This is a genomic window from Hansschlegelia plantiphila (assembly GCF_027922265.1).
In the GTDB taxonomy this organism is placed as follows: Bacteria; Pseudomonadota; Alphaproteobacteria; order Rhizobiales; family Methylopilaceae; genus Methylopila; species Methylopila plantiphila.
In genome coordinates this window covers 184,175-195,663 of sequence record NZ_BSFI01000008.1, presented here as the reverse complement: position 1 = coordinate 195,663, position 11,489 = coordinate 184,175, and the positions used below count along the sequence as shown (strand labels likewise).

General features: G+C 69.7%; 11 protein-coding genes. 6 read left to right on the top strand and 5 right to left on the bottom strand.

The genetic code is table 11. The features are described from left to right. Window positions 1–64 precede the first annotated feature (64 nt). Window positions 65–715 carry a CAP domain-containing protein gene (locus PKE75_RS10715; RefSeq protein WP_271168720.1) on the bottom strand — a complete coding sequence of 217 codons (651 nt, stop codon included), beginning with the start codon at window positions 713–715 and terminating at the stop codon, window positions 65–67. Window positions 716–769: 54 nt separating this feature from the next. Then, window positions 770–3,271, bottom strand: coding sequence for a DUF3772 domain-containing protein (locus tag PKE75_RS10710; RefSeq protein ID WP_271168719.1), 2,502 nt, complete (start codon window positions 3,269–3,271; stop codon window positions 770–772). A gap of 337 nt (window positions 3,272–3,608) precedes the next feature. Here PKE75_RS10710 and PKE75_RS10705 point away from each other — a divergent pair, with 337 nt between their 5' ends. Genes PKE75_RS10705 through PKE75_RS10695 form a run of 3 tightly spaced genes read left to right on the top strand, consistent with a single transcriptional unit; the run spans window position 3,609 to window position 6,360 of the window. Next, a complete protein-coding gene (locus PKE75_RS10705) occupies window positions 3,609–5,546 on the top strand; it encodes a PAS domain-containing sensor histidine kinase (protein ID WP_271168718.1) in 1,938 nt (645 codons plus the stop codon). Further along, window positions 5,543–5,920, top strand: coding sequence for a response regulator (locus PKE75_RS10700; RefSeq protein ID WP_271168717.1), 378 nt, complete (start codon window positions 5,543–5,545; stop codon window positions 5,918–5,920). The genes PKE75_RS10705 and PKE75_RS10700 overlap by 4 nt, the downstream gene beginning before the upstream one ends. 20 nt (window positions 5,921–5,940) lie before the next feature. Continuing rightward, on the top strand, window positions 5,941–6,360 hold the full coding sequence (locus PKE75_RS10695) for a VOC family protein (RefSeq protein ID WP_271168716.1): 420 nt from the start codon (window positions 5,941–5,943) through the stop codon (window positions 6,358–6,360). Window positions 6,361–6,367: 7 nt separating this feature from the next. Here PKE75_RS10695 and PKE75_RS10690 read toward each other — a convergent pair whose 3' ends face one another. After that, the gene (locus tag PKE75_RS10690) at window positions 6,368–6,928 is read right to left on the bottom strand and encodes a NifU family protein (protein ID WP_271168715.1); all 561 of its coding nucleotides are present in this window, start codon (window positions 6,926–6,928) and stop codon (window positions 6,368–6,370) included. Window positions 6,929–7,153: 225 nt separating this feature from the next. Between PKE75_RS10690 and PKE75_RS10685 the strand changes: the two genes are divergently transcribed. Continuing rightward, window positions 7,154–7,402, top strand: coding sequence for a DUF2798 domain-containing protein (locus tag PKE75_RS10685; protein WP_271168714.1), 249 nt, complete (start codon window positions 7,154–7,156; stop codon window positions 7,400–7,402). Window positions 7,403–7,405: 3 nt separating this feature from the next. Here PKE75_RS10685 and PKE75_RS10680 read toward each other — a convergent pair whose 3' ends face one another. Together PKE75_RS10680 and trpS are read right to left on the bottom strand one after the other, a co-directional pair. Further along, entirely contained in the window at window positions 7,406–7,897 is a 492-nt protein-coding gene (locus tag PKE75_RS10680) for a universal stress protein (RefSeq protein WP_271168713.1), read from the bottom strand. A gap of 47 nt (window positions 7,898–7,944) precedes the next feature. Next, a complete protein-coding gene (gene trpS, locus PKE75_RS10675; RefSeq protein WP_271168712.1) occupies window positions 7,945–8,982 on the bottom strand; it encodes a tryptophan--tRNA ligase in 1,038 nt (345 codons plus the stop codon). A 93-nt stretch (window positions 8,983–9,075) separates the two neighbouring features. Between trpS and PKE75_RS10670 the strand changes: the two genes are divergently transcribed. Both PKE75_RS10670 and PKE75_RS10665 read left to right on the top strand, forming a co-directional pair. Beyond that, a complete protein-coding gene (locus PKE75_RS10670) occupies window positions 9,076–10,077 on the top strand; it encodes an adenosine kinase (protein ID WP_271168711.1) in 1,002 nt (333 codons plus the stop codon). Window positions 10,078–10,279: 202 nt separating this feature from the next. Continuing rightward, window positions 10,280–11,347 (top strand): dipeptidase, encoded by a 1,068-nt coding sequence (locus PKE75_RS10665; RefSeq protein WP_271168710.1) that lies wholly within the window; start codon window positions 10,280–10,282, stop codon window positions 11,345–11,347. Window positions 11,348–11,489 lie beyond the last annotated feature (142 nt).

Genomic DNA, 11,489 nt, shown 5'->3' with positions numbered 1-11,489 from the left:
GGTTCTTGGTTACTCCTTCCGCAGGGGGTCGGCGGCGCGACGAGCCCACGGGAAGGACCAGGATTCAGCGCATTCCGCCGACATAGATGCCCGCCGGCGACGCGCCGATCGGGAAGGGCGGAATCGAATTGTTGATCTGCGCGGCCGTGACCGCCGGCCGGTCGGCCGAGGCCATCGGGCGCGGGTCGTTCGAGTTCGAAAGCTCCATCGCCCAGAACACCTCGTAGCGCGAGCCCGGCGCCCGGACCGCGGCGATGCCGACGCGGTCGGCCTTGGGCTGCAGCATGTTCTTCATGTGCGGAGGCGAGGAGCGCCAGCCGGTGAAGGCGTCGGCCAGATTGTCGTGGCCCGCGCCGATGTTCTCGTAAAAGCCGCCATTGCGGATGCCCGACGCCGCGATGCGTGATTTGAGCGAGCCGGCGACGTCGTGGCTGAGCTTGCCGGACGCCGCCATCGCGGAGGCCTGAGCCTCGGCGAAGCGGTTGAGCGACGCGTCGAGCGTCACCGGCGGCAGGCCCCGGCCGCGGCGGAATTCGCTCACCATGTCGGCTGCGGCCTGCTTGTCGAGCCGGGCCCCCGGCGCGGTCTGGCTCTGATAGACGCTGGGCGTGCCGCCGGGACGCGGGGCGGGGGCCTGCGAGGAGCAGCCGGCGAGCGCCGCCGCCGCGCCGAGAAGGCCGCAGCGCAGGGCGCGAAGCGTCGTCGAAGAAGTCATGAACGCAGGGTCTCCGGGTCTCGCGACAGGCGCCGACAATGCGCCTCCCTCTGGTTAACGCTTCGTTGACAGGAACCCCTGCGGCTCGGGCGGCGGCGGCTCGACGAGCGGGGCGTCCGCCGGATCGTGGGCGGGGGGCGCCGCCGGGCCGGCCTTCGTCGGCGGGGCGCCCCATTGCCTGAGCGCCTCGGCGACGCGGTCGACCGCGTCCGCCATGCTGGGCTCGCCCGGACCGCCGAGCGGCACCTGCGCCTCGGCGAACGCCTTCACCAGCGCGAAGTTCAGGTCGCTCTTCACGCTCGACGCCTGGCGGGGGCTCTGCACGCTGCAGAACAGCGCGAAGACGTTTTCGGCGTTGCCGAGCGTGTTGAACAGCAGCTGCGGCTCGGGAAAAGCGAGCACCGCCGGGTGGGCCTTGGCGGTGTCGATCGCGATGCGCCTCACCTCGGCGGGGTCGACCGCCGATGACACCGTGAGCTCGATCTGGACGCGGCCCATCGGCGAGCCATGGGTGACGTTCTTCACGCTCTTGGTGATGAAGTCGGAGTTCGGCACGATCAGCGTCGAGCGGTCGAAAAGCTCGATCTCGGTCGAGCGCACCGAGATCCGCCGCACATTGCCCTGATCGGTTCCGATCACGATCCAGTCGCCGGCCTTGATAGGCCGCTCGGCCAACAGAATCAGCCCCGAGACGAAGTTCGAGATGATCGCCTGCAGCCCGAAGCCGATGCCGACCGAGAGCGCGCCGGCGACGATGGCGAGGCGGTCGAGGCTGAAGCCCAGATAGGCGAGGGCGAGCACGATGACGGTTATGCCGCCGAGATAGCCGACGCCGGTGGAGATCGAGGCCTTCAGCCCCTGGTCCATCCGGGTCTTCGGCAGCAGGTCGCGATCAAGCCAGCGCTGGACGGCGCGGGTCAGCCCGACGCCGATCACGACCAGCGCGATCGCGCCGACGACGCCCGCCACCGAAACGGTGATGCCGCCGAGCTGGACGCCGTTGACGCCATAGCGGAGCCAGCCGAACACGTCGGTCGACTCCACCCCCCACGGCGCAAGGATGAACGACGCCGCGACGCCGATCATCATCACCCGGACGACCCCGGACAGCACGACGCCGATCTGCTCCAGCGATTCCGGCCGCACGCCGATCGCCTCGCTGACCGAGCGGCCGAACTTCGTCTCCGCCGAGAGGCCGGAGGTCAGCAGGTCGTCGACCACGATCAGCAGCAGCCAGGCGAGCGACACCACCGAGGTGATCCAGATCACCTGATTGGCGAGGAACTGGCCGAGCGCGACGTAGCCCGAGCCGACCGCGACCAGCACGATCCCGATCGCGATCCACGCCATCATCCGCGCGAGGCCGAGCAGCGGACGCGACGGGCTCTCGCCGCCCGACGCTTCCGCCGCCTCCACATGGCGCGCGGCGCGCACCCGGCGGAGCGCGACCGCATAGGCCGCGGCGTTCAGCGTCGCGAACACGCCGGCGGTGGCGATCGAGGCCGAGAGGCTCGCCACGATCGCGCCGTTGAAGCGCTCGGTGAGGTGGCCGAGCACGAAGATCGCCATGCACCAGAGCGGCTGGTTCTTGATCTCGGCGATCGCGGCGTCCGACATGTCGGACAACCGCCATGACGACCGTCCCGGGGCGAGCAGGGCCCGCATCATGCCTTGTGCGAAACCGAGGAAGCCGGCCGCCCACACAGCGCCGACGAAGATCGGCTCCAGCCTGGCGGGCATCCAGCCCGCGATCTTGAAGCTCCAGTACAAGGCGAGCGCCGCCAGCAGCGGCGCGAGCGTCGTCGCGGCCAGCCGGAACAGAGCGGTCGCCGACCGCTTCAGCCGCGATTTCGGCGTCTGCCGGGCGACGAGCCGCTCCCCGACGGTCGCGACCCAGTGGCGTATCGGGAACAGAAGAGCCCAGGCGGCGATCGCGGCGGCTGCGACCACGCCGATCGAGCCCGGACCCGAATTACGCGAGATCACGTTCGCCCAGTTCGCGCCGAGGGCCTGGATGCTGGCGAAATCGCGCGGCGCCTCCTCGACGAGGTCGATCCAGAGTGTCGGGTCGAGCAGCGAGCGGGAGCGTTCGAACAGGCGCTGGGCGAGCAGCGAGCGCCGGCGCTGGACGATCTCGTCGCCGGTCTGCGCCGCTTCCACCTGAAGCAGCCGGCCACGCTTGATGGCCTCGTCAATCTTCTGCCGGGCCGCGGTCTGCGCGTCGCGCTCGCGGCTGACGTCGGCGCTTTCCGGCGCGTCGTCCGCAGACGGCTTCGGCCCGATCTGCGCCAGCCGCTGGTCGGCGGCGTCGAGCTGAGGACTCAGCGTCGCGATCGCGGCGTCGATCGAGGCCGACAGCGGGTCAATGCGTTCACGCAGGGCGGCGAGATCGCGATCGTTGATGGCGGGATCGGCGAGCCGCGCCTCGATCTTGTCGAGCTCCGCGCGTGCGGCGTCGATCGCGCCGGTCGTCGTGTCGTCCTGCGCGAAGGCGGGCGCGAGCGCCCAGACCAGCGCGAAGGCGAACAGAAGGCAGCGGAGCGGCAGTCGGAACATTGGGCGGCGGCTCGATTTGAACGGGGCGGGCGTTTCATCTGCGAACAATGCGGCCAAGCGCAGGCGAGGGGGGCTTAAGAGCCCGTCCGAGCCGGCGACGGTATTAGGGCGCCCCGCATTCGGAACTTCGCAAGACCACCGGCAAAAAAAGCCGTCGCGGGGGAGCAACTCGCCCCTCCGCCCCCTGTACGAGACGCCGAGCCTGCCCATAACTCCCCGCGAGAGCGGTCGCCAGCCCGAAAGCGCTGGCGGCGCGTGTCCTGGGTCCCGCGTCGCCCAAGCGGGGCTCCTGAACTTCAGTGAATGGGGAACGGGGCTGTTCACCGGCGGCGGAGAAATGGCGGCGCGCCTGCAGGCGTTCAGCTGGGCGGACCATCCGCTCGGTCCGCCGGAGGCTTGGCCCAGCACGCTGAAGGTCGCGCTCGGAATCTGCCTGCATTCCAGCATGCCCACCGCGATCCACTGGGGACCGGAGCTCAGGCTGCTCTACAACGACGCGTGGATGCCGGTGCCCGCCGATCGGCACCCGGCGGCGATCGGCGAGCCGACAGCTCAGGTCTGGCGCGACATCTGGCCGATGGTAGGCCCGCAGTTCGACCGTGTCGTAAGCGAGGGCAAGGGCGTCTCCACCACCGACCAGATGCTCGCCCTCACGCGGCGGGACGTCGTGGAGCAGACCTACTGGAGCTACAGCCTGACCCCGATCCTCGACGACGACGGCAAGGTGGTCGGCGTCTTCAACCAGGGTCAGGAGACGACCGACCAGGTCGTCAAGTCGCGCAACCAGACGTTTCTTCTTCAGATCGGCGACCAGCTCCGCGACCTCGCCTCCGGCCAGTCCGGCCGCGCCGAGACGCTGTCCGCGGTGCTGGAGGCGATCGGACGGCATCTCGGTCTGGTTCGCACCGGCTATTCGGAGATCGAGGGCGAGGGAGTCGGGCGGGTGGTGGGCTGGTGGAGCCTCTCCGCGCCGGGCGACGCGCCGTCCGAACGTTTCACGCTCGCCGAGTTCGGCGCGCGGCCCATGGCCGAGATGCTGGCGGGCGGCGTGCTTTCGAGCGAGGCGGTCGGATCGGACCCGCTTTACACGGCCGAAGAGGCGAAGCGGCTCGCCGATTACGGGGTGGTCGCGCAGCTCATCGCGCCGGTCGTGCGCCAGGGCCGCACGATCGGCTTCCTGTTCCTCAACGCCGACCGCCCCCGCCGCTGGTCGGACCACGACCGCGACCTCGCGCGCGAAGCCGTCGAGCGGATCTGGCTCGCGCTCGACCGCGCCGACGCCGCGGCGCGGCTGCGCGAGAGCGAGCGCCGCTTCTCCGTGATCTTCGAGCAGGCCTCGGTCGGTCTTTCCGAGGTCGACCTCGATGGCCGTTTCGTGCGGGTCAACGAGAGCATGGGCCGCCTTCTCGCGCGTCCTCCCGCCGAGATCGTCGGGCTCAGCGTCTCCGAGATCACCCATCAGGAGGACGTCGCCGAGACCAGCCGGCGCGAGCTCGAGGCGGCTTCTGACGACGAGGATTCCTATACGCTGGAGAAGCGCTACCTCCGGCCGGACGGTTCGGCGGTCTGGGCCGTCACCAACGTGACGCGGATCGTCGACGAGGCGGGCGAGCCCGCGGGCTTCTTCAGCGTGACCACCGACGTCAGCGAGCGCGTCGAGCAGGAGCGCATCAGAGGCTGGCTCCTCGCCGAGCTCAACCACCGCGTCAGGAACAATCTCGCGACCGTGCAGGCGCTCGCCCATCAGACCCGGCTCGCGACCTCTTCGTCGGAAGAGTTCGAGGCGGTGTTCAACGCCCGATTGATGGCGCTGTCGCGCGCCCATGACGTGCTGACGCGCGAAACCTGGACGTCCGCCGGGCTCTCCGACCTCGTCAGCGGAACGCTCGCGCCCTATGTCGTCGAGGGGAAGGATCGAATCCGGATCACAGGCCCGGAGATCCGGCTGTCGCCGACGGCCGCCGTAACGCTCAACCTCGCGTTCCACGAACTCGCAACCAACGCTGCGAAGTTCGGCGCGCTGTCGAGTCCCGAGGGAAGGGTCGCCGTGACGTGGACCGTCGACGGCGCTCGCCCGGGGGGAGCGCTGCAGCTCGAATGGCGGGAGACCAACGGGCCGCCGGTGGGGCCGCCGGGCCGAAGGGGATTCGGCCTCCGCCTGATCGAGCGCGGCGCCCCGCGCGAGCTTGGCGGCGTCGCGACGCTCGCCTTCGATCCCGGCGGGATCGCATGCGCCTTCCAGCTGCCTCTCTCCCAGAAGATCATGACGCCATGACCGACGCCCCACTGACCGGCCTGAAGATTCTCGTGGTCGAGGACGAGGCGATGATCGCGATGCTGTTCGAGGACATGCTGCTCGACGGCGGGGCGGCGGTCGTCGGTCCGGCGAGCGGCGTGAAGGCCGCGCTCGCGGCGATTGCGGCCGAGCGCATCGACGGCGCGCTGCTCGACGTCAATCTCGGCGGAGAGCAGAGTTTCGAGGTTGCGGACGCGCTCGCGGCGCGCGGCGTTCCCTTCGTGTTCGTGACAGGCTATGGCGAGGCCGGCGTGCGCGATCGCTTCCCGGACGCGCCGACGCTGCAGAAGCCCTTTGTGACCGGCGACCTCCTGCGCGCGCTGTCGCAACTCGCCGCCGCCGCGCGGGCCTGAAGCTCCGAGACCTCAATCCCATGCGCCCATTCCACCTCGCCTTTCCCGTCTCCGACCTCGAAGCCACGCGGCGCTTCTATGGCGAGGTGATGGGATGCCGGATCGGCCGGGAGAGCCCCGGCGAATGGATCGACTTCGAGCTGTTCGGCCATCAGCTGTCGGCGCATCTGCGTCCCGCGGCCGCCGCGCCGGAAGTCTGCGGCGGCGTCGACGGCGACGCGGTGCCGATCCCGCACTTCGGCGTCGTGCTGACGATGGACGACTGGCGCGTTCTCGCGCGCCGGCTGGAGGCCGATCCTGCGACGGTGTGGCGGCTGAGGCCCAAGGTCCGCTTCGAGGGCCAGCCCGGCGAGCAGGCGACGATGTTCGTCGCCGACCCTTCGGGCAACGCGCTCGAGTTCAAGGGCTTCGCCGACGATTCCGGAATATTCGCGACGTAAGCGCCGCTCAGACCGGGCGGACTTCCTCGACTTCCGGAACGAAGTGGCGGAGCAGGTTCTCGATGCCCTGCTTCAGCGTCGCGGTCGACGACGGGCAGCCGGAGCACGAGCCCTTCATGTTGAGATAGACGACGCCTTCCCGGAAGCCGCGGAAGGTGATGTCGCCCCCGTCCTGCGCGACCGCCGGGCGCACCCGGGTCTCGAGCAGCTCCTTGATCGTGTCGACGGTCTCCGCGTCCGCCTCCTCGAAGAACTCGTCGTCGTCGGCGTTCGCCGGCGCCGCCTCGCCGCCGACGAGCGGCTCGCCCGTCAGGTAATGCTCCATGATCGCGCCGAGGATGGCGGGCTTCAGGTGCTGCCACTCGGGGCCGGCCTTGGTGACGGTGATGAAGTCCGAGCCGTAGAACACGCCCGTCACGCCGTCGATCGCGAACAGCTTCTGCGCGAGCGGCGAGTTGGCGGCGTCGGCCGGCGCCTTCATCTCCAGCGTGCCGCCGGGCAGCACGTCGCGGCCGGGCAGGAACTTCAGCGTCGCTGGGTTCGGGGTGGCTTCGGTCTGGATGAACATCGGGCAAAACCTTTCAGGCTCGCCCAAGAGATGGGGGTTTAGACCGGAACGGTCAATCGCGCTGCGGCGCCGCGTGCTCCGGAAGCCGGCGTTGCGGCCTCCGGGACGCGACGCTAGAACCGCGCCTGAAGCCGTGGGATTCGGCGGTTTCCGTAGGCGTTAACGTGACGCAACGCTTCTGACCGCAGGCCGCCCAAGGGGCGGCTGGGTTTGCCGAGACGCGCCATGTCGACTGTTCGAAAACTGCCCGCCTGCTTCAACGGCGTGGTGACTCCCTTCCTGCTGTCCCTTCTGATGTGCTTCATCGTCTCCGGCATCTCGACCGGGCGGGGGATCGGACTTGCGCCCGATCTTCCGGAACAGTGGCTGCGCGCCTGGGGACTCTCCTGGGTCATCGCGTTTCCGACGTTGCTGGTCGTCCTTCCGGCGGTGCGGCGCCTCGCTGGCCTCATCGTGGAGCAGCCGGGAAAGTGACGCCTAGGTGAGCGCGTCGATCTCGGCGTCGGTGAGATGCGCCGGCACGATCGCGATCGGGATCGGGAAATCGGCGATCGCCCTGCCGGCGATAGCGGCGACGAGCGGGCCGGGGCCGTCGGAGCCGGAGCTCGCGGCGAGCACCAGCAGGGCGATGTCCTCGTCCTCCGCGATCAGGGCCGCGATCTCCTCGGCCTCGACGCCCTGCCTCACCACCGGCTCTGCCTCGACCGCGATATCCCGGGCGCGGGCCACGAAGCGGGCGAGACGGGCGCGGGCCTCCGCCTCGGCCTCCTCGCGCATCACCTCGCCGACGCCGAACCAGTGCTGGAACTCGCCCGGCGCGATGGTCGCGAGCAGCGTGACGGTCGCGCCGACGCGGGACGCCCGCCGCGCCGCGAAATAGAGCGCGCGGTCGGCCTCCTCGCTGTCGTCGACCACGACGAGGAACTTGGGCCGGTGGCCGGCCTCGTAGCAGCGGCGGGGGGCGTTCATGGAGGCGAGGATGCGGGAGGAGGGCGCCGCCCGCAATACGCCTGGCCTCAGCGCCGGACGAAGCCGACGATGTCCTTCACCGCGTTCATCGTCTCGCGCGCGATCGTCTCGGCGCGCTCCGCGCCCTTGGCGAGCGTCGCGTCGATGTGCGCGGGGTCGGCGACCAGGCGCTTCATCTCGGCCGTGATCGGCGCGAGCTTCTCGACGGTGAGGTCGACCAGCGCCTGCTTGAACTGCGAGAACTGCGCGCCGCCATGGGCGTCGAGCACGCCGGCCGCGTCGGTGTCGGCGAGGGCTGCGTAGATGCCGACGAGGTTGTCGGCCTCGGGCCGCGCCTTGAGCGCCTCGACGGTCTCGGGCAGCGGGAACGGATCGGTCTTGGCGCGCCGGATCTTGTTCGCGATCTGGTCGGCGTCGTCGGTCAGGTTGATGCGGGAGGCGTCGGAGGGCTCGGACTTCGACATCTTCTTCGAGCCGTCGCGAAGGCTCATCACCCGCGTCGCGGGTCCCGCTATCAGCGGCTCCGGCAGCGGAAAGAACTTCTCCTCGAAGCCGTTCGTCGCGATCGACTGGGAAAAATCATTGTTGAACTTCTGCGCGATGTCGCGGGCGAGCTCGAGATGCTGCTTCTGGTCCTCGCCGACCGGCACATGGGTGGCGCGGTAGGCCAGGATGTCGGCCGCCATCAGGTCGGGATAGACGTAGAGGCCGACCGAGGCGTTCTCGCGGTCCTTGCCGGCCTTCTCCTTGAACTGCGTCATGCGGTTCAGCCAGCCGAGCCGGGCCACGCAGTTCAGCACCCAGGCGAGCTCGGCGTGGACCGAGACCTGGGACTGGTTGAAGACGATGTGGCGATCGCCGTCGACGCCGGCTGCAAGAAACGCCGCCGCCACCTCGCGGATCGACTTCTTGAGCTCCACGGGGTCCTGCCACACGGTGATCGCATGCAGGTCGACCACGCAGTAGATGCACTCGAAGCGGTCCTGCAGCTCGACGAAGCGCTTGATCGCGCCGAGATAGTTGCCGAGGTGCAGATTCCCGGTCGGCTGCACGCCGGAGAACACCCGCTGGGAAACGCTCGTCATCGTGTTCGATTGCCTCATGAAGGACGGCGCGTTATGGCGTCCACCTGACGGCCGCGCAAGGGCCGGCCCTTGTCCCCGTCAGGAGCCTTCCAAATGAGCGAAGCGAAGTACGACGTCGTCGGCATCGGCAACGCCATCGTCGACGTGATCGCCAAGACCGACGAGGCGTTCCTCGCCCGCGAAGGGCTCGCGAAAGGGTCGATGACGCTGATCGACGAGGCCCGCGCCGAGTCGCTCTACGGCATGATGGGCCCGGCGATCGAGGCCTCGGGCGGATCCGCCGCCAACACGCTCGCGGGCCTCGGCTCGTTCGGCGGCAAGGCCGCCTTCGTCGGCAAGGTGCGGGCCGACGCGCTGGGCGAGATCTTCCGCCACGACATCACCACCATCGGCGTCGATTTCGCGACCCGGGCCTCCTCCGACGGCGTCTCGACGGCGCGCTGTTTCGTGCTCGTGACGCCGGACGGCGAGCGCACAATGTCGACCTATCTCGGCGCCTGCCAGGGGCTCGGCGAGGGCGACATCGATCCCGAGGTGATCAAGTCGGCCAAGGTGGTCTATCTCGAAGGCTATCTCTGGGATCCGCCCGCGGCGAAGGACGCCTTCCGCAAGGCCGCGAAGGCCGCCCACGAGGCCGGCCGCAAGGTCGCGCTGTCGCTGTCGGATTCCTTCTGCGTGGACCGGTTCCGCCCCGAATTCCTCGCGCTGATGCGCGACGGCGACGTCGACATCCTGTTCGCCAACGACAGCGAGCTGAAGTCGCTCTACGAGACCTCGGACATCGAGGCCGCGATCTCGGCGGTGGCGTCGGACGCGAAGCTCGCGGCGGTGACGCTCGGCGCCGAGGGCTGCGTGGTGATCCAGGGCCCCGAGCGCATTCGCGTCCCCGCGGCTCCGGTCGACGGCGACATCGTCGACAAGACCGGCGCCGGCGATCTGTTCGCGGCGGGCTTCCTCTACGGCTACACGCAAGGGTTCGACCTCAAGCGCTCGGCCGAGCTCGGCTCGCTCGCGGCGGCGGAGGTGATCTCCCATGTCGGCGCGCGTCCGCAGGTCGACCTGAAGGGCCTCGCCGAGCAGCGCGGCCTCATCTGATCGGCCCCGTTCCGGGGAGAAGAGGCGCGAAGCGGGCGGATGAGGGGTCGCCTGGCGCGGAGCTCCGCATCTCCGATCGGCGCTTCCTTCTGAAGCGACCCCTCGCCCCGGGCCTCTCCCGCTGCGGGATAGGGGGACGTGCAGCGTCGCGCCTGCAATTCGGTCCATTGCGCCTCGCCCGGCCGGCTGCTCTGCTCACGCCATGACCGCGCCCATCCCCGTCTTCGACGGCCACAACGACGTCCTGCTCCGCCTGCGCGAGCGGCGGGACGACGACGACGGCGTCAGATCCTTCCTAGAGGGCGGCGGGGGCGGGCAGCTCGACCTGCCGCGGGCGCGGGAGGGCGGGCTGTTCGGCGGGCTGTTCGCGATCTTCGTGCCGTCGCGCCAGCTCGGCGTCGACTATGTCGCGATGATGCGGGCGGCGACCTACGACGTGCCGCTGCCCGCGCCTTTGCCGCTCGGCGAGGCGCAAGGAGCGACGCTGCACATGGCGTCGATCCTGCTCAGGATCGCGCGCGCCTCCGGCGGCGAGGTCGCCGTCTGCCGCAGCGTTTCCGAGATCCTCGCCGCGAAGGATGCGGGACGACTGGCCACGGTGCTGCACATCGAGGGCGCCGAGGCGATCGCGCCCGACCTCGACATGCTGCACGTGCTCCACGCCGCGGGTCTGCGCTCGATCGGGCCGGTCTGGAGCCGGCCCAACGTGTTCGCCCATGGCGCGCCGTTCCGGTTTCCCTCCTCGCCCGACATCGGCCCGGGGCTGACGTCGGCCGGCCGCGACCTCGTCCGCGAATGCGACGCGCTGAAAATCCTGATCGACCTCAGCCATCTCAACGAGGCCGGGTTCTGGGACGTCGCGAAGCTCAGCCGCGCGCCGCTGGTCGCGACCCATTCCAACGCCCACGCCGTGACGCCGCACGCCCGCAACCTGACCGACCGCCAGCTCGACGCGATCCGCGACACCGGCGGGCTCGTCGGCCTCAACTTCGCGACCTGTTTCCTGCGCGAAGACGGCCGCATGCGCGCCGACACGCCGCTCGAGACCATGGCGCGCCACCTCGACCACCTGATCGGCCGGCTCGGCGTCGACCATGTCGGCTTCGGCTCCGACTTCGACGGCGCGATCGTGCCGGAGGCGATCAGCGACGCCGCCGGCCTGCCGCGGCTGATGGAGTCGCTGCGCGCGCATGGTTTCGACGACGCGACGCTCGAAAGGCTCGCGTGGAAGAACTGGCTCGGCGCGCTGGAGCGGGCGTGGGGCGCGTGAGACCGCGCCGCCGTCATCGCGCCTGGAGAGTTCTCCCGTTGCAGACCTGCTCATCCCCGCTCGCCTTGCGGGGGCATGGGGAAACGTTTATGCGCACGCCAGATGTAAGTTCATCACTAAATACAAGATTTAACAGTTAAAT